The 17712-nt window shown below is 67.0% G+C and carries 18 protein-coding genes and 2 pseudogenes; 19 read left to right on the top strand and 1 reads right to left on the bottom strand.

The window, feature by feature from the left end:
• Positions 1-8 precede the first annotated feature (8 nt).
• The 8 genes from E8D38_RS23625 to E8D38_RS23660 all read left to right on the top strand — a co-directional run bounded on the left by E8D38_RS23625 (position 9) and on the right by E8D38_RS23660 (position 8903).
• Positions 9-974, top strand: coding sequence for an NAD(P)H-dependent flavin oxidoreductase (locus E8D38_RS23625; RefSeq protein ID WP_140636278.1), 966 nt, complete (start codon positions 9-11; stop codon positions 972-974).
• Positions 965-2521 carry a long-chain-fatty-acid--CoA ligase gene (locus E8D38_RS23630; RefSeq protein WP_140636280.1) on the top strand — a complete coding sequence of 519 codons (1557 nt, stop codon included), beginning with the start codon at positions 965-967 and terminating at the stop codon, positions 2519-2521. Before E8D38_RS23625 ends, E8D38_RS23630 begins: the two co-directional genes overlap by 10 nt.
• Before the next feature lie 16 nt (positions 2522-2537).
• Positions 2538-3344 carry an SDR family oxidoreductase gene (locus tag E8D38_RS23635; protein WP_140636283.1) on the top strand — a complete coding sequence of 269 codons (807 nt, stop codon included), beginning with the start codon at positions 2538-2540 and terminating at the stop codon, positions 3342-3344.
• A 104-nt stretch (positions 3345-3448) separates the two neighbouring features.
• Positions 3449-4267 carry an HTD2 family dehydratase gene (locus E8D38_RS23640; RefSeq protein WP_140636285.1) on the top strand — a complete coding sequence of 273 codons (819 nt, stop codon included), beginning with the start codon at positions 3449-3451 and terminating at the stop codon, positions 4265-4267.
• Positions 4264-5412 carry an acyl-CoA dehydrogenase family protein gene (locus E8D38_RS23645; protein WP_140636287.1) on the top strand — a complete coding sequence of 383 codons (1149 nt, stop codon included), beginning with the start codon at positions 4264-4266 and terminating at the stop codon, positions 5410-5412. Before E8D38_RS23640 ends, E8D38_RS23645 begins: the two co-directional genes overlap by 4 nt.
• Before the next feature lie 2 nt (positions 5413-5414).
• Positions 5415-6584, top strand: coding sequence for a CaiB/BaiF CoA transferase family protein (locus E8D38_RS23650; protein ID WP_140636289.1), 1170 nt, complete (start codon positions 5415-5417; stop codon positions 6582-6584).
• A gap of 67 nt (positions 6585-6651) precedes the next feature.
• Positions 6652-8013 (top strand): MmgE/PrpD family protein, encoded by a 1362-nt coding sequence (locus E8D38_RS23655; RefSeq protein WP_140636291.1) that lies wholly within the window; start codon positions 6652-6654, stop codon positions 8011-8013.
• Positions 8010-8903 (top strand): HpcH/HpaI aldolase/citrate lyase family protein, encoded by an 894-nt coding sequence (locus E8D38_RS23660; protein ID WP_140636294.1) that lies wholly within the window; start codon positions 8010-8012, stop codon positions 8901-8903. The genes E8D38_RS23655 and E8D38_RS23660 overlap by 4 nt, the downstream gene beginning before the upstream one ends.
• On the opposite strand, the gene E8D38_RS23665 is transcribed toward E8D38_RS23660, so the two are convergent.
• On the bottom strand, positions 8834-9736 hold the full coding sequence (locus E8D38_RS23665) for a LysR family transcriptional regulator (RefSeq protein ID WP_140636296.1): 903 nt from the start codon (positions 9734-9736) through the stop codon (positions 8834-8836). The two genes, E8D38_RS23660 and E8D38_RS23665, sit on opposite strands and share 70 nt — an antisense overlap.
• 177 nt (positions 9737-9913) lie before the next feature.
• Between E8D38_RS23665 and E8D38_RS29130 the strand changes: the two genes are divergently transcribed.
• The 11 genes and pseudogenes from E8D38_RS29130 to E8D38_RS23720 all read left to right on the top strand — a co-directional run bounded on the left by E8D38_RS29130 (position 9914) and on the right by E8D38_RS23720 (position 17604).
• Positions 9914-10099, top strand: a complete 186-nt coding sequence (locus tag E8D38_RS29130; protein WP_425462815.1) for a type II toxin-antitoxin system RelE/ParE family toxin — start codon at positions 9914-9916, stop codon at positions 10097-10099.
• Between the two features lie 173 nt (positions 10100-10272).
• Positions 10273-10539: a hypothetical protein gene (locus E8D38_RS23675; RefSeq protein WP_140636300.1), complete on the top strand. Its 267-nt coding sequence runs from the start codon at positions 10273-10275 to the stop codon at positions 10537-10539.
• Positions 10536-11204: a hypothetical protein gene (locus E8D38_RS23680; protein ID WP_140636302.1), complete on the top strand. Its 669-nt coding sequence runs from the start codon at positions 10536-10538 to the stop codon at positions 11202-11204. The genes E8D38_RS23675 and E8D38_RS23680 overlap by 4 nt, the downstream gene beginning before the upstream one ends.
• A 496-nt stretch (positions 11205-11700) precedes the next feature.
• Positions 11701-12102, top strand: coding sequence for a DUF6484 domain-containing protein (locus E8D38_RS23685; RefSeq protein ID WP_246099629.1), 402 nt, complete (start codon positions 11701-11703; stop codon positions 12100-12102).
• A gap of 7 nt (positions 12103-12109) precedes the next feature.
• Positions 12110-13219, top strand: a complete 1110-nt coding sequence (locus E8D38_RS23690) for a DUF2169 family type VI secretion system accessory protein (RefSeq protein ID WP_140636304.1) — start codon at positions 12110-12112, stop codon at positions 13217-13219.
• The gene (locus E8D38_RS23695) at positions 13216-14241 is read left to right on the top strand and encodes a hypothetical protein (RefSeq protein WP_246099630.1); all 1026 of its coding nucleotides are present in this window, start codon (positions 13216-13218) and stop codon (positions 14239-14241) included. Before E8D38_RS23690 ends, E8D38_RS23695 begins: the two co-directional genes overlap by 4 nt.
• A gap of 1 nt (position 14242) precedes the next feature.
• Entirely contained in the window at positions 14243-15268 is a 1026-nt protein-coding gene (locus E8D38_RS29395; protein WP_140636306.1) for a DUF4150 domain-containing protein, read from the top strand.
• A gap of 45 nt (positions 15269-15313) precedes the next feature.
• Positions 15314-15976 carry a hypothetical protein gene (locus tag E8D38_RS23705; RefSeq protein ID WP_140636308.1) on the top strand — a complete coding sequence of 221 codons (663 nt, stop codon included), beginning with the start codon at positions 15314-15316 and terminating at the stop codon, positions 15974-15976.
• 64 nt (positions 15977-16040) lie between these two features.
• Positions 16041-16517, top strand: a pseudogene (locus tag E8D38_RS23710) (IS5 family transposase); the annotation flags it as partial.
• Positions 16517-16900 (top strand): annotated as a pseudogene (locus tag E8D38_RS23715) (IS66 family transposase); the annotation flags it as partial. The pseudogenes E8D38_RS23710 and E8D38_RS23715, both read left to right, overlap by 1 nt.
• Before the next feature lie 71 nt (positions 16901-16971).
• Positions 16972-17604 (top strand): LD-carboxypeptidase, encoded by a 633-nt coding sequence (locus E8D38_RS23720; RefSeq protein ID WP_140636312.1) that lies wholly within the window; start codon positions 16972-16974, stop codon positions 17602-17604.
• The last annotated feature ends 108 nt before the right edge of the window (positions 17605-17712 follow it).

Raw genomic sequence — 17712 nt, forward strand, 5'->3', positions numbered from 1 at the left:
CGAGCGCCATGCATCCATCGTTCACCCGCCTGCGGCTGCCGGTCATCGCCGCGCCCCTGTTCATCATCAGCACGCCGCGCCTCGTGATCGCGCAGTGCACGGCCGGCATCGTCGGTTCCATGCCGGCGCTCAACGCACGTCCGGCCGAGCTGCTCGACGACTGGCTGGCCGAGATCACCGAGGCGCTGGCCGCGCACGACCGCCGCCATCCCGAGGCCCCGGCCGCGCCCTTCGCCATCAACCAGATCGTCCACCGCAGCAACGATCGCCTCGACCGCGACATGGCGCTGTGCGAGAAGTACAAGGTGCCGATCGTCATCACCTCGCTCGGCGCGCGGTCGGAGATCAACGCCGCCGTGCACGCCTGGGGCGGCGTGGTGCTGCACGACGTGATCGACGACCGCTTCGCGCGCAAGGCGGTCGAGAAGGGCGCCGACGGCCTGGTGGCGGTGGCCGCGGGCGCCGGCGGCCACGCCGGCACGACGAGCCCGTTCGCGCTGGTGCAGGAGATCCGGCGCTGGTTCCGCGGCCCGCTCGCGCTGAGCGGCGCGATCGCCAGCGGCGAAGCGGTGCTCGCCGCGCTGGCGGCGGGAGCGGACTTCGGCTACATCGGCTCCGCCTTCATCGCCACCGACGAGGCGCGCGCCGACGAGGCCTACAAGCGCATGATCGTCGACAGCTCCAGCCGCGACATCGTCTACTCGAACCTCTTCACCGGCGTGCACGGCAACTACCTGCGCGGCAGCATCGTCGCCGCCGGGCTGGACCCCGATGCGCTGCCAGCCAGCGATGCCAGCCAGATGAACTTCGGCAGCGACCGCAAGAAGCCATGGAAGGACATCTGGGGTTGCGGCCAGGGCATCGGCGCGGTCGACGCGGTGCTGCCCGCGGGCGAGTTGGTGGCGCGGCTGGCGCGCGAGTACCGCGCCGCGCGGGAGCGGCTGCTCAACCTGGAGACCCTCGCATGCACCTGACGCAAGGACTGCACCGCGCGCTGCAGCAGCGGCGCGACGTCGTGGCCACGGTGTTCGGCACGCGCCGCACCAGCTTCGAGGCCCTTGCCGGTCGCGTGGCACGGCTGGCCGGCGCCTTCGCGCAACTGGGGCTGGTGCCCGGCTGTCGTGTGGCCATCCTCGCCCACAACAGCGACCGCTATGTCGAGGCGCTGCTCGCCGCCTGGTGGCTGGGCGCCGTGGCGTGCCCGCTGAACACGCGCTGGAGCGTGCCCGAGATCGCCTATGCGCTGAACGACTGCGGCACCCGCGCGCTCGTGGTCGACGACACGTTCGCGCCGCTGGCCGCCGACCTGAAGGCGCTGGCGCCCGAACTCGGCGCCGTGCTGCATGCCGGCGATCAACCGGCGCTGGCGGGCCTGCATGCGTGGGAGACGCTGATCGCCGGCGCCGCGCCGGTGGACGACGTGCGCGCCGACGGCGACGCGCTGGCAACCATCCTCTACACCGGCGGCACCACCGGCTCGCCCAAGGGCGTGATGCTGTCGCACATGAACTTCTGGGTCTCGTCGGTGGCGCGCATGGCCGAAGTGCCGAACGCTGCCGACGCCATCTCTTTGGTGGTGGCGCCGCTGTTCCACGTCGCCGGGCTGGGTCGCGTGGTGTCGCAGATGATCACCGCGTCGACCAGCGTGCTGCTGCCGGCCTTCCGGCCCGAGACCGTGCTGGCGACGATGCAGGCCGAGCAGGTGACCGACGTCGTGCTGGTGCCCAGCATGCTGCAGATGCTCATCGACCACCCGGCGTTTGCGCACACCGATCTCGGCCGGCTCGACCGCATCATCCACGGCGCCTCGCCGATCTCGCCGGGCCTGCTCGAGCGCGCGATGAAGCTGCTGCCGCACGTCGGATTCCAGAGCGCCTACGGCATGACCGAGACCGCCGCCACCGCCTGCACCAACGGCCCTTTCCGCTGGCGTGAAGGCGTGGCGCTGGGTCCGCGCGAACTGGCCGCCGGGCGTGCGTGTTACGGCAACGAAGTGCGCATCGTCGATGGCGACGGTCGCGCTGCGCCGCCGAACGTGGTGGGCGAGATCACGCTGCGCGGCGCCAACGTGATGCAGGGCTACTGGAACAAGCCGGCCGAGACGCGCAGCGCGCTGCGCGACGGCTGGCTCTTCACCGGCGACGGCGGTTTCATCGACGACGCGGGCTGCGTGCACGTGGTGGACCGCGTGAAGGACATGATCATCAGCGGTGGCGAGAACGTGTACTCGGCCGAGGTCGAAGCCGTGTTGTCGCGCCACCCGGGCGTGGCCGCGTGCGCGGTGATCGGCGTGCCGAGCGAGGCCTGGGGCGAGGCGGTGCATGCCGTGGTGGTGCTGCGCCCGGGCGCGGCAGCCAGCGAGGATGCGCTGCGCCAGCACTGCCGCGCGCATCTGGCGGGCTACAAGTGCCCGAAGACGGTGGAGTTCCGCGAGGCGCTGCCGCTTTCGCCCGCGGGCAAGGTGCTCAAGACGGTGCTGCGCGAGCCCTTCTGGAGCGGACGGGCGCGCCAGGTCGCCTGAGAGCTCAACATCGATCATGGACGCGAACCTGTTCGATTTCACCGGCAAGACCGTGTTCGTGGCCGGCGGCAGCAGCGGCATCAACCTCGGCATCGCCGACGCCTTTGCCGCGCACGGTGCACGCGTGGCGATCCTGGCGCGCGATCCGGCGAAGATCGACGCCGCGCTGGACCGGCTGCGCCGCCACGGCGGCGAGGTCGCTGGCTACAGTGCCGATGTGCGCGACCCCGCGGCGGTGGCGCGCGCACTGGAGCAGGCGCACGCCGTATTCGGCCCTATCGACGTGCTCGTCTCGGGCGCAGCCGGCAACTTCCTTGCGCCTGTGTTGGGCATGTCGCCCAATGGTTTCAAGGCCGTGGTCGACATCGACCTGCTGGGCAGCTTCAACGTGCTGCGCAACGCGCACCCGTACCTGCGCAAGCCGGGTGCGAGCGTGATCAGCATCTCCGCCTCACAGGCCTTCACGCCCACGCGCTACCAGGCTCATGTCTGCGCCGCCAAGGCGGGCGTGGACATGCTGACGCGCGTGCTGGCGCAGGAGTGGGGGCCTGATGGCATCCGCGTCAACTCGATCGTGCCGGGGCCGATCGAAGGCACCGAAGGCATGAAGCGGCTCGCGCCCACCGAAGCGGCGCGCCAGGACATGATCCGCCGCGTGCCGTTGGGCCGCTACGGCGAGGTGCGTGAAATCGCCGGCATCGCCCTGATGCTGAGCTCGCCGCTGGCGGCGTACGTCACCGGCGTCGTGCTGCCGGTGGATGGCGGCGTGTCGCTGACCGGGCCGCGGGACTTTGCGGCCGCGTACGAGGCGGCGTCGCGGTAAGCCGTGCCCCGCATCGGCGAAAGCGCTCACCTTAAGCTGTGCGCAAGCCCTGGTTGTCGAGATCCGAATTGCCATCGGGCGCCGCCTCGCGCAACCTTCGCGTCATGCAGGACCTGAAGGACTGGCTCGGCCGAACCGAGACCCTGAACGACCACATCGCCGTCGCGCCGGTGCAGGCGCTGGCGGCCACGCTCGATGTCGACGCTCCCGGTGCGGCGCTGCCGCCGTTGTGGCACTGGCTCTTCTTCACACCCAAGGCGCGCGCCGCGGAGATCGGCCCCGACGGCCACCCTCGGCGCGGCGGCTTCCTGCCGCCGGTGGCACTGCCGCGGCGCATGTGGGCCGGCGGCCGGCTCGAATGGCACGCGCCGCTGTACGTGGGCGATGCGGCCACGCGCACGTCGCGCATCGTGGCGGTGGACGAGAAGCAGGGCAGGAGCGGAGACCTCGTGTTCGTGACCGTGCGCCATGAGATCTCGGGCCCACACGGGCTGGCGCTCACGGAGGAGCACGACATCGTCTACCGTGGTGCGGCGCCCGGGCCCCAACCCGGCGCCGCTGCGCCTGCCAATGCGGCCTTCACGCGCGAGATCGTGCCAGACCCGGTGCTGCTCTTTCGATATTCGGCGCTCACCTTCAACGGTCACCGCATCCACTACGACCGCAGCTACGCGACCGAGGTCGAGGGCTACCCCGGCCTGGTCGTGCACGGACCGCTGATCGCCACGCTGCTGATGGATCTGGCGCGCCGCGAGCGGCCGGCGCTGTTGCCGCGGCGCTTCTCGTTCAAGGCCGTGCACCCGGTCTTCGACATCCACCCCTTCGCCGTCTGCGGGCGCGAGGAGGCGCCGGGCCGCCTTGCGCTGTGGGCGCGCGACCATGAAGGACGCCTGGCGATGCAGGCCACGCTGGAGACCCGATGACCGCCTACCAGGACATCCGCGACGCGGTGCGCGACCTCACGCGCCAGTTCTCCGACGAGTACTTCCGCCAGATCGACGCCCAACGCGCCTACCCGGAGGCCTTCGTCGACGCGCTCACCCGGGCCGGCTGGCTGGCGGCGCTGATCCCGCAGGAGTACGGCGGCTCGGGCCTCGGGCTGGCCGAGGCCTCGGTGATCATGGAAGAGATCAACCGCGCGGGCGGCAACGCCGGCGCCTGCCACGGCCAGATGTACAACATGGGCACGCTGCTGCGTCACGGCTCGGCGGCGCAGAAGCGCCAGCACCTGCCGAAGATCGCCTCGGGCGAGCTTCGCCTGCAGTCGATGGGCGTGACCGAGCCCACCACCGGCACCGACACCACGAAGATCAGGACCACCGCGGTGAAACGGGGCGACCGCTACATCGTCAACGGCCAGAAGGTGTGGATCTCGCGCGTGCAGCACTCCGACCTCATGATCCTGCTGGCGCGCACGACGCCGCTGGCCGAGGTGAAGAAGAAGAGCGAGGGTTTGTCGATCTTCATCGTCGACCTGCGCGAAGCCGTCGGGAAGGGGCTCGCCGTCCGGCCGATCCCGAACATGGTGAACCACGAGACCAACGAGCTCTTCTTCGAGAACCTGGAGATCCCGGCCGAGAACCTGATCGGCGAGGAAGGGCAGGGCTTCAAGTACATCCTCGACGGCCTGAACGCCGAGCGCACGCTGATCGCCGCCGAATGCATCGGCGACGGGCGCTGGTTCATCGACCGTGTCACCGCCTATACGAAGGACCGCATCGTCTTCGGCCGCCCGATCGCGCAGAACCAGGGCGTGCAGTTCCCGATCGCCGAGGCGCACATCGAGGTGGAGGCGGCCGACCTGATGCGCTGGAAGGCGTGCGAGCTGTTCGACGCCCGCCAGCCCTGCGGCGCAGAGGCCAACATGGCGAAGTACCTGGCAGCCAAGGCGTCGTGGGAGGCGGCCAACGCCTGCCTGCAGTTCCACGGCGGCTTCGGCTTCGCCTGCGAATACGACGTCGAGCGAAAGTTCCGCGAGACGCGGCTGTACCAGGTGGCGCCGATCTCCACCAACCTGATCCTGTCGTACGTGGCCGAGCACGTGCTCGGCATGCCGCGGTCGTTCTGATCATGCTTCCCCTCGAAGGCATCACCGTCCTCACGCTCGAGCACGCGATCGCAGCGCCGCTGGCCACGCGCCAGCTCGCCGACCTGGGCGCGCGCGTGATCAAGGTCGAGCGGCCCGGTGTCGGCGACTTCGCGCGCGGCTACGACGAGCGCGTGCGCGGCCTGTCGTCGCACTTCGTGTGGACCAACCGCGGCAAGGAAAGCCTCACGCTCGACGTCAAGCAGCCGGCGGCCGCAGCCGTGCTCGCCCGGCTGGTGGCGCGCGCCGACGTGCTGGTGCAGAACCTCGCGCCCGGCGCGGCGGCCCGGCTGGGCCTGTCGTACGAGCAGCTCGCGCCCGACCACCCGCGCCTCGTGGTGTGCGACATCTCGGGCTACGGCAGCGACGGCCCGTATCGCGACAAGAAGGCCTACGATCTCCTGATCCAGGGCGAGTCGGGGTTTCTCGCCGTCACCGGATCGGCGGGCGAGCCGGCGAAGGCCGGCTGCTCGATCGCCGACATCGCCGCCGGCATGCAGGCGCACGTGAACATCCTCGCCGCGCTGATCGAGCGCGGTCGCACCGGGCGCGGCCGGCGCATCGAGGTATCGATGCTGGAGAGCATGGTCGAGTGGATGGGCTTCCCGCTGTACTACGCCTTCGAAGGCGCGAGCCCGCCGCCGCGCGCCGGCGCGAGCCATGCCACGATCCAGCCCTACGGCCCGTTCCGGGCCGGCGACGGCAAGACCGTGATGCTCGGCGTGCAGAACGAGCGCGAATGGGCGGCGTTCTGCGAACAGGTGCTGCGCCGGCCCGAGCTCGCGCGCGACGAGCGCTTCGCCTCCAACAGCCGGCGCGTCGCCCGGCGCGAGGCGCTGCACGCCATCGTCGCCGAAGCGTTCGCCACGCTGAGCGCCGAGCAGGTGATCGCGCGGCTGGACGCAGCGCAGATCGCCAACGCACGCGTCAACGACCTGGCGGAGGTGTGGGCGCATCCGCAGCTCGCCGCGCGCGGCTGCTGGCGCGAGATCGACACACCCGCCGGACGCGTGCCGGCGCTGGTGCCGCCGGGTCGCGACGACGCGCCGATGGGCGAGGTGCCGGCACTGGGCCAGCACACCGAAGCGATCCTCGGCGAGCTGGGTTACCGCACGGACGACATTGCGGCGCTGCGCGTCGCGGGGGCGATATGAGCCCGCACGGCCGCCCGAAGGGCGAATTCCCCCTCGGGGGGACGGCGCGCAGCGCCCAGGGGGCGATATGAGCGACATGAACGAGACCCGAACCCTTGCCGTCTTCGCGGCCAACGTGCGCTTCGAGAACATCCCGGCCGAGGTCATCGCGCGCGCCGAAGACCTCTTCGCCGACTGGCTCGGCTCGGCACTGGCCGGCAAGGGGGCGCGCCCGGTCGAGACGATCGAAGCCTTCGCGCGCACGATGGGGCCACCCGACGGCGGCGCCGAGGTGCTGATCTCCCGCCGGCGCACGAGCCCGCTGTTCGCCGCCATGGTCAACGCTGCCGCGTCGCACTTCGCCGAGCAGGACGACGTGCACAACGGCTCGGTGTTCCACCCGGCGGCTGTCGTGTTCCCGCCCGCGCTGGCCGTGGCCCAGGCGCTCGGACGCTCGGGCAGCGAGCTGCTCGCCGCCGTGGTCGCGGGCTACGAGGTCGGCATCCGCGTCGGCGAGTTCCTCGGCCGATCGCACTACAAGGTCTTTCACACCACCGGCACCGCGGGCACGCTGGCGGCCGCGGCAGCGGTCGGCCACCTGCTGCGGCTCGACGCCGATCGCATGCAGCACGCCTTCGGCTCGGCCGGCACGCAGGCGGCGGGGCTGTGGGAGTTCCTGCGCGATGCCGCCGACTCCAAGCAGCTGCACACGGCGCATGCCGCCACGGCGGGGCTCGCGGCCGCCTACCTCGCGCAAGACGGCTTCACCGGCGCGCGCCGCATCCTCGAAGGGCCGCAGGGGCTGGCAGCCGGCATGTCGAGCGACGCCGACGCGGCCAAGCTCGTCGACCGCCTCGGCACGCGCTGGGCGCTGGCCGAGACGTCCTTCAAGTTCCACGCCTCGTGCCGCCACACCCATCCGGCGGCCGACGCGCTGCAGCGCGTGCTGGCCGATCACGCGCTGGCCGCGGGCGATGTCGAGCGCGTCACCGCGCACGTGCACCAGGGCGCCATCGACGTGCTGGGGCCGGTGGTCGATCCGCAGACCGTGCACCAGGCCAAGTTCTCGATGGGCACCGTGCTCGCCCTGATCGCGCTGCGAGGCGCCGCCGGCATCGGCGAGTTCGAGGCGCACTGGCGCGACCGCGACGTGCTTGCCTGGCGCAACAAGGTCGCGATGTCGCTCGACGACGAGGTCGATGCCGCCTACCCGGCGCGCTGGATCGGCAAGGTCAGCGTGCTCACGCGCGATGGCCGCACGCTGCATGCGCGTGTCGACGAGCCGAAGGGCGACCCGGGCAACACGCTGAGCCGCGACGAGCTGCGCGCCAAGGCGCTGCGCCTGGCGGCGTTCGGCGGCGGTGCCAGCGCGGAAGCGGCGAACCGCGCGCTCGATGCCGTGTGGTCGATCGCTGGCGCACCGCGCGTGCCGATGCTGCTGGCGTCATGAACGCCGCCCTGGGCGCACGCTCGCTGCTGTTCGTTCCCGGCCACCGGCCCGAACGCTTCGGCAAGGCGCTGGCCAGCGGTGCCGACGCCGTGGTCGTCGATCTCGAGGATTCGGTGCCGCCCGACGCGAAGGCGCGGGCCGCGCAGGCGCTGGGCGGCGCCTGGCCGACGCTCGACCCATCGCGTGTGCTGGTGCGCGTGAACGCACGCGGCACGCCGTGGCACGAAGACGACCTCGCGCTGTGCGCGCGATTGCGCCCCGTGGCCGTCATGGTGCCGAAGGCCGAACATGCCGACGACCTGCAGGATGCCGCCCTTCAGGCGCGTGCCGGCGAACGCGGCGTGCTGGCCCTGGTCGAGAGCGCTGTCGGCGTCGCGAACGCGCGCGCCATCGCCGCCTGTCCGGCGGTGGGCCGGCTCGTGCTCGGCCACATCGACCTGATGGCCGATCTCGGGCTGCAATGCGATGCCGACGAACGCGAGCTCGACGCGGTGCGCTTCGAGCTCGTGCTGGCGTCACGGCTGGCGGCGCGGCCGGCGCCGGTCGACGGCGTCACCACGGCAATCGACGACGAGCCGCGGTTGATCGAGGACGCGAGGCGCGGGCAGCGCTTCGGCTTCGGCGGCAAGCTCTGCATCCACCCGCGCCAGATCGCGCCGCTGCATGCGGCGCTCGTCCCCGCGCCGCCGCAGCTGGCGTGGGCGCGCCGGGTGGTGGAGGCTGTCGCGGCGGCCGGGGCCGGCGCGGTACGCGTCGATGGTCAGATGGTCGACCGGCCGGTCCTGCTGCGGGCGCAGCAGCTGCTGGCCCGCGCCCACGCTCACGAAGCGGCCGCGTCCTCGGCCAGCAGATCCACCAGCTCGCGCGCGAACACCGGCAGACTGTCGTAGCTGCGCATGCAGACCGTCAGGCGGCGCAGCGCCCACTCGTCGCCGAGCGTGACCACGCGGATGTCCATCGTGCGCCGGTGACGGCCGGCGGCCGATGCCGGCAGCATGCCGACACCGACGCCGGCCTCGACCATGCGGCACAGCGCCTCGAAGTTGCCGACTTGGATGCGCAGCTTCACGCGCCGGTTGAGGCGCTCGGCCTGCGCATGCATGAAGGCGTGGATGGCGCTCGCCTCCTGCAGGCCGACGTGATCGAAGGCCAGCGTGTCCTCGAACGGCACGTGCTCGAGCGTGGCCAGCGGGTGGGCGGCGGGCACCGCCACCACCAGGCGGTCGGTGCGGTAGGGCATGACCTCGAGCCCCTCGGTGCGTACCGTGCCGGCGACGATGCCCAGGTCGGTCTGGCCGTCGACGACGGCGCGCACGATCTCGTCGGACACGCGCTCGCGCAGGTCGATGTTGACGTCCGGACGCCTGGCCAGGTAGGTGCGCAGCACGTCGGGCAGGAACTCGGTGATCGCGGTGGTGCTGGCGAAGATGCGCAGGTGGCCCTTCACCCCTTGCGCGTACTCCTGCAGGTCGCCGCGCAGGTGTTCGAGCTGGTGCAGCACCTGGCGCGCGTGGTGTGCCAGCGCCTGGCCTGGCGGCGTCAGCGTGACGCCCTGGCTGCCGCGGTACAGCAGCCTGGCGCCGATGCCCTCTTCGAGGTTCTTGATGCGCACGCTGGCCGCGGGCAGCGACAGGTGGCTGCGCTCGGCGCCGCGGGTCATGCTGTTGCTGTCGGCGATGTTGACGAACAGGCGCAGGTCCACCAAGTCGAAATGCATCGCCATGCCTGGATTATCGCGTCCAACCGTTGCGCCGACGAAGCCCGTGAGCCACCGAACCCGCGTGGAACCCACTCGCCACCGCCTTGTGTCTGCTGATGGCCGGTCCCGCCGCTGCTCAGCAATCAACAACCTCGCCGATGCGGCAAGGGCCAGCTTCTGAAGAAGTGCACCAGTGATGCGGTGGCGGCGTCGAAGGTGTCGTGCAACGCGCAGGTCACCTATCGAAAGGCAGGCCCGAGCCCGTTCCTGCGGGAAGTGGTCATCTCCTTCGGGCGCACGGGCTATGTTGCGCTGTTCGAGATCGAGGACGCTTCCAACGTCGTGGTCGTGGCGGTGCGGCACCAACTGGAGGACGACTATCACTGAGTGACAGGCCGCCCATGCATCGGGCTGCCACAAATTGGGGCGACCGAACGGGATGCCATGGCCGGCGGGGCCTCCCGAACGACATGCACGGGCGCTTCACAGGTTTGTCCACAGCTTGTGTGGATAGGGCTTGTCGTATCGGCCGGTGGCCTTCCGTAGCGGGCAGGCCCTTCGTGTCCCTTGCGCTGGTCGGCACGTCGGCCGCGGGGCCGCCGCTGCTCGTGAACGTTCGGTCGGCTGCGCTGCAACCGCTGCGCCAGGCAAGCTGGCATATCGGCCGCGACGCTGCGCCGCCCGGTGGGAGGTGGCAGCCCGTGCGCCAGGCGTCGACGATCGGAACGAACCGCGCCTTCATTCTCAAGGCCGGACTCGAGCTGACGATACGACGTACTGTTGCTGCAGGGTGGCAGCTTCGCGATACATCAACCAAAGGCAAATGATGGAAGAGTTCGCAACAGGCATCGTGGAGGACTACCACGCCGCGAGGTGCCCAGCAGTGCACCACCCGAGGCTCAGCCGTGGCACTGCGCGAGTTGTGTCCTCCCTCGTAGAGGAACGCTTTGCCCACTGGTTGCTCGCCCGCTATCCGGCCATCGACCGCATCTGCGTTGATCAAGGGCTGTCGTTTCCCGGGCGTGCGTTGTGCAAGCCGGACGTCGTGGTGATACGAGATAGCAAGATTGTCTTGCTGGTGGACCTCAAGATGGACTTGGGATGGCTGCGCGACCTCAATGGCCTGCCCTCCCTCGCTACCAAGGCGGCGGAACTGCTCACCCAATGCTCAGAATCGAGGTGTACAGCCAGCGTTCGTACCGAAAACAGTGCAGTGCAACGTGATCGTCCTGCTCTGCAATTGTCGCCAATTTGTGAGTATGTGCTGCTGGTCTTGTCGGGCAAGAACATCAACCCCATGTTACGGGATCAAGTGCTGGAGGCCGCAAGAAAAGTGCACACCAGGGTGCACTCACTCGTCCTGTGGCCCGGAGTCCATCCCAACGACCCGAAGTACCAGACTGTTGACGCAGCGGTAGAGGCATTGAGGCACGGAATCAGCGAGCAGGCGGTTGAGGAACTCGACCTCGTTGCCCAACGTGTTCTTTCGTAATCTTGTACCGTGTTCTTGTCGTGCTGGACCGTCAAAGTCCGTCGGCCGCACGGGAGTGGACTGTTGCAGCCAGCGGGGGAACGCTTCGCAAGCTCCGCAACGAAAACACCCCCGCCTGCTGATCTCGTCTGTTCGGCCACCAAGTGCCGCCCACTGGCATACCGCTGCAACGTTCTCACTCAATGCGGATCTTGGCCGAGGTGATCGAGTCAATGCGTCGACGCAATCGGGCCGCTGCAGGTAGCCGTTGACGGTTGGCTGCGACTACTCGAATAATCGTGACTTTATTCACTTATTTGCGGCATGGTGGCCAACCTACCATGCCGGTCTTCGTAATCACGTGAGGTCGATCCATCGCTCCTTACCCGTGCGACAACACGTCACTGAAGGGATGAGATGGAAGGCCCCTTCACCGGGAGTGAGCGGCAGAGACCAATTCGATGCTCGGGCACTGGATCCGTCGGCACCAGGCCTGGGGGTACAAATCGGCGACCTGGTGGCGTTCACCGACGACGGTCGCACACCATTGGTGTGCGACCCGGCTCACCCCGGCAGCGCCATCCTTCAGGCTCGAACAGTGGTCGACCTGCATGCAGAGCACATCGGGCAGCAGGTCTTGCTGGCCTTCGAGTCGGGCGATGCGGCGCGAGGACCTGTCATCCTGGGTGTTCTGCGTGGCAGCAATCATCCGATCTCCGACCAGGGTCCGGGGCAGCTTCATGTCGATGCGGACGGACAGCGCCTTGTCGTCGACGCCAAACAGCAACTGGTGCTGCGTTGCGGCAAGGCCAGCATCACTCTCACCAAGGCCGGCAAGGTGCTGATCGCGGGAGCCTACGTGCTCAGCCGGTCCACCGGCGTGAACCGCCTCAAGGGCGGTTCAGTGCAGATCAACTGAACGCACCATGGAGTTGATCAATGCCACCCGCATGGTGGCGGGTTACACCATGAGCCTGGAGCCCAGCGGCCGCGAGTCGCTGGTCGTCGTCATCAAGGGCACCTTCGTGCTGCCCAAGACCGGCGAGGCAGTGCGATTGCACGACGAGCAACTGCCGCTGGTCATGGCCGACACCTTCACCGGCGAGCCCGGCTTCAGCGCGCCGGTGTACGAGGTGGACTTCGCACCGCGCAAGCGAGCCTGCGACGTGTTGCTGCTGGGCAGTGCCCATGCATTGGGCGCAAGGCCCGTGACTTGCGTCGAGGTCGGGCTGCGTGTGGGGCCGATGGTGAAGCACTTCAATGTCGTCGGCGATCGCGTGTGGCATGCCGGCCTGACGGGCATCCGCGCCACGCCGCCCAAGCCCTTCGTGCAGATGCCGATCTCTTACGACGTGGCATTCGGTGGCGCGGATCAGGAATCCGAAGACCCCTCGGAACACGACGCCTACCTGGCCAACCCCGTGGGCCGCGGCTTCCGCAAGCACCTGAAGAACGCCTGGGTGGACGGCAAGCCGCTGCCCAACACCGAGCAGGCCGGCGAGGCGGTGACCTGGCCGACCGGCCGCTACCAGCCCATGGCCTTCGGTCCCGTCGGCCGCGGCTGGGCGGGCCGGAGCGAGTACGCCGGCACCTACGACCAGGCTTGGCTGGACGACCTGTTCCCGTTCCTGCCCCAGGACTTCGACGAGCGCTACTTCCAGGCTGCGCCAGCCGATCAGCAGGTGCCGATCGCCACGGCGCCGATGGAAGTGGCGTTGACCAACCTGACGACCGACGGGCTGCGCCACTTCGTGCTGCCGCACTTCGATGCGCCGGTGCATGTATTTCCGAAGCGGGGCCAACGCGAGAATCTGACGGCCATGCTCGACACCATTGTCTTCGAGCCCGACCACGAGCGCTTCACCATGAGCTGGCGGGTGACTCGGCCGTTGATGAAGAACATGTTGGAGATCGCGCAGGTGCTGGTCGGCAGGAAGGGGCGCGAGTGGTGGCAGCAGCGAGGGAAGGTGAAGTTTCCCATTCCAGTGGTGACGGCGCCGATGCAGCGCGAAGCGCAGGAGGCGGCGAAATCGTGAACGTTCCTCTGGCCATTTTGAACACGGGCCTCGTTACTTCGGTGGGGCTGAGTGCGCCGGCCTCGTGCGCCGCGATGCGGGCCAAGCTGGCGAACCCCAGCGAGACCCGCTTCATCGATTCCGGGGGCGAAACGCTCATGGCGCATCAGGCGCCACTGGAGCAGCTGTTGCATGGCCGCGCGAAGCTGGCACGCATGGCCGCCATGGCAGCCGAGGAAGCCTTGATCGCAGTTCCCAAGAGCGAATGGACCGGCATCCCTATGCTGCTGTGTGTTGCCGAACGTGAACGGCCTGGCCGCATCGATGGACTCGCTGACCGGCTCTTCGCTGAAATCGAGCAAGCGCTGGAGGTGCGTTTTGCCGCACAGTCGGCTGTCGTGCCGTACGGCCGGGTCGCGGCGGCAATGGCGCTGGCGAAGGCGCGAGAACTCGTGCTGCAGCATGGCTTCCCTCATGTGTTGATCGTTGCAGCCGATAGCTTGCTCGGTTGGCCCACGCTCAGTCACTACGAACGGCAGGATCGTTTGCTGACGGGACAAAACTCCGACGGCTTCGTGCCGGGTGAAGGGGCCGGCGCGCTGCTGGTTGGCAAGCCGGCTGGAGGCTCCCATCTCGAGTGTTCCGGCATCGGATTTGGCGTAGAGAGGGCTCATGTCGACTCAAAGGAACCGTTGCGCGCCGAAGGGTTGACGCAGGCCATCAAGTTGGCGCTGGCCGACGCAGGCCGCGAAATGCACGAGATCGATCTGCGGATCACTGACCTCTCGGGTGAGCAGTACTACTTCAAGGAAGCCGCACTCGCGCTGTCCCGCACGCTGCGCCGTCGAAAGCAAGAGTTCGGCATCTGGCATCCGGCGGAATCCACGGGCGAGATGGGGGCGGTGGCCGGGATCTCGGTACTTGCCATGGCCGATGCGGCTTGCCGCAAGGGGTACACAGAAGGTCCCGCCATCTTGGCGCACATGGCAAATGACGGCGGGCAGCGCGCGGCCATCGTGTCACATTGGATTGAAAGGCGCTGAGATGGCAGACCTGGTCTTTGCAAACAGCAGAGAGATCTCCAGCAAATCGATGGGAGGCAAATCGATCTGCGCGTTCCCGGATGTGTGCTTTACGCCTCCGATGACCCCTGCTACGCCGACGGGTTTGCCCATTCCATATCCCAATACCGGCATGGCGAAGGACTGTACCGATGGATCCCGCACCGTCAAGATTTCGGCGCGGGAAGTCATGCTCAAGAACAAGTCGTGCTTCAAGACGAGCGTGGGTGACGAAGGTGGTTGCGCTCCGAAGAAAGGAGTCATCTCGGCTCGATTCAAGGGCAAGGTCTATTTCAACTCGTGGTCGATGGACGTCAAGATCGAAGGCGAGAACGTGGTGCGTCACCTGGACCTCACCACGCACAACCATGCTTCGCAACCGCCTCAGACCCCGGTGACGCCGCATGCCGCAAACAGCTCGCCAGCCGCGTCGAAGCCGAGTCCGACATATGGCCTGCGCCGCGACACCACACAGCCTTGCGCCAGCAATGGCCAGCATCAGTTCGTGTGTGACAAGGACGTCTGCGCAGACTGCTGGGATCCCAAGTGTGATGACAACGAGCGCATCCTCGAGTCGGAATACAGGCAGACGCAAGGGGCCTCCGGCGATGATGAGCAGGCTATCGCGGCGAAGGGCATTGCCGCCGTGCAAGCAAAAATCGACAAAGGCGCAGGGGATGTGGCCGGCCTTGAGTTCGAGAAGGCCTTTATCGCCAAGGTGGCCGCGAGCGGGAAACACAAACTCCACAAGATCGGATACAAGGTGCACTGCATGGCGTGCCATTTGCGGGTCGACATCGACATCGTCACCGACAAATATGTGGTCGAAGTGAAGCGCAACGGCAAGTCCTTCAAGAAGGCACAACTTGAGGACAACATCATTCCTGCGGCGCGTGCTTGCTTCCCGAATCACAAAGTTGCCTGTGCAACAGAGGAGTCCCAAATGGACCGGTTCGAAAACGACAAGTTGATCAAGTGGGATATCGGCGTGGAGGGCTTCAGGCCATGAAGTTTTCCAGCTTTTCTCTCACAACACTCCGATGGAACAACTGTCATGAAGCGGCCTGAAATCGTGGCCCTGTTCGGACCAACCGATGTGCCCGCTGGAGGCGTTGCGGCTTCCATCAATCGACTTCTCGTGGAGAAGTATCAAGGCCTGATGCGTTCATACTTCGCCGAAGTTGACTACGACCAGGTTGATGGCTGCTATGCCTTCCAGAATGAAACCAACGACCTCTCCGGGGTTGACGATCTCGATCGCAGGCTTTCCGGTCGCAAGGCGGGTATGTGGTGTCTACAGGTCAATGCACCCTTTCTAGCCTCCGACGTGTACGTCTCAGTTTACGAGGATGACAAATTCGAAGGCGGAACCAGCGTCGTAATCTCGATGGACGCGTTTGTCACCGAGTATCTCGAGAGCGAAGTCATCGCCCGCACGCCTTACCTGCTGTTTGTTGAAGAGTTGGCTAAGCTGATCGGTTCCCGCTGGTTTGTGAGCGGCCTGTATTTCGATGACTGGCGACCTCTGCGCCTCGAAGACTGCCGCTCTCCCGCGGCGGTCAGTCAACGACTCTCATCAGTCGCACTGCCTTATTTCTGCGGATGGTTCGACGAACTGCTTGACGAGCACGAAATGATCGCCCAGTGGGGCGTTGTAGAGGCGTCCGTCAAAGTGAGCCTCGACGGCTTCAAGTTCATCTCCAAAATGGCAGCTTAGCAGGCTGTTGAAGAACCTCCGCGCCTGCTCGACACTTGCGGCCGAGGCGTAGACAGGAGAAACGATGCGCGGACGCGATGGCTACAACGAGAGCCTGTTTTCGACCGTGCGACTCGAGGACTTCATTGCTGAAGATCATCCGTTGCGGCCGATCCGGGCGTGGATCAACGAAGCGCTGACCAAGCTCGATGAACGCTTCTCGGCCATGTACGAGACCGACATCAAGGGCGGTCGCCCGAGCATCGCACCCGAGAAGCTCGTGCGGGCGATGCTGCTGCAGGTGCTGTACAGCGTGCGCAGCGAGCGACAGCTGGTCGAGCAGATCAACTACAACCTGCTGTTCCGCTGGTTCGTCGGCCTGGCCATCGAAGACGCGGTGTGGAACCACTCCGTCTTCAGCAAGAACCGCGACCGCCTGATCGAGCACGACGTTGTGATCGCGCTGTTCAACACCACGGTGGACATGGCGCAGGCCAAGGGGCTGCTGTCGGGCGAGCACTTCAGCGTCGACGGCACGCTGATCAAGGCATGGGCCAGGCATTACATAGGTGGTTGCTGGAGTTCCGGCCGAAGGTACCCAATGGTTCGGCGACCGCCAAGGCCATGGACTACAGCCTAAATCGATGGGTGGCTCTCACGCGCTACTTGAACGACCCCGCCCTGCCCATCGACAACAACCATGACGAGCAGCAAATCCGTCCATGGGCCACAGGCCGCAAGAACTGGCTCTTTGCCGGGACGTTGCTCGCCGGACAACGCGCAGCGGTCATCATGAGCCTCATCCAGACGGCGAAGCTGAATGCTCATGACCCGTTCGGGTATTTGCGCGATGTGATGAGCCGATTCCCCACACAACGTGCACGGGATGTTGCGGACCTGTTGCCGCACCGCTGGCGAGCCTGCGGGCTCGCAATGACGGATTAGCGGTCGCTCCGGGATGGCCGTCTTAGGCGTGCGAACATCGCGTCGCCATCATCCATGTCGTCCCCCCCTCAATGCCCATCAAGTTTCCAAAGCCATTACTCCCTGGCGACCAGATCGCTGTAGTCGCGCCGTCGTCCGGCGTGCGAGCCGAGATGCATGTGCGTCTGGACGCCGCTATCGACTTCCTGCAGTCCAAGGGCCTGCGGGTGATCGAGGGCACGAGCGTACGGACTCAGAATAAGGGCGCGAGTGCAAGTGCGGCTGATCGCGCGCAAGAGCTAGAACGCTTATTGATAGATCCCAAGGTGGCCGGTGTGATGCCACCGTGGGGCGGCGAACGAGCGATAGAGATTTTGAGCCTCATAGATTTCGAGCGCATCGCGAGTTCAACTCCGAAGTGGTTGATCGGCTTCTCAGACATATCAACTATTCAGCTGCCGCTTCTGCTGCGCTCCAGTTGGGCATCCCTACACGGCCCCAACCTTATGCAGTTGCCCGTGCCGAATCTGGATGCGACGTCCGCGCGCGTCATTGACGCTTGGCGCCTTGGTGCTGGAGACAATATTTCCCAGACCCCATCCGCTACTTCGGAATCTTGGCGACTTGACGGAAGCAGTTTTTCAACACGTTTTTCGGGGCGCCTGGTGGGTGGTTGCCTCGACTCGATCTCCAGACTTGCCGGATCACCTTTAGGGAGACGCTGATCAATTGACCGCTCCGGCACGATGCATGCATGCCGCGCGGAACCCGGACACAGCCACGCCAACATGAGCCAACGCAGCTTTGCCAGCGCCGAGTACGCGATGAAGAAG

This window comes from Methylibium rhizosphaerae, from assembly GCF_006386545.1.
Taxonomy (GTDB): domain Bacteria; phylum Pseudomonadota; class Gammaproteobacteria; order Burkholderiales; family Burkholderiaceae_C; genus Pseudorivibacter; species Pseudorivibacter rhizosphaerae.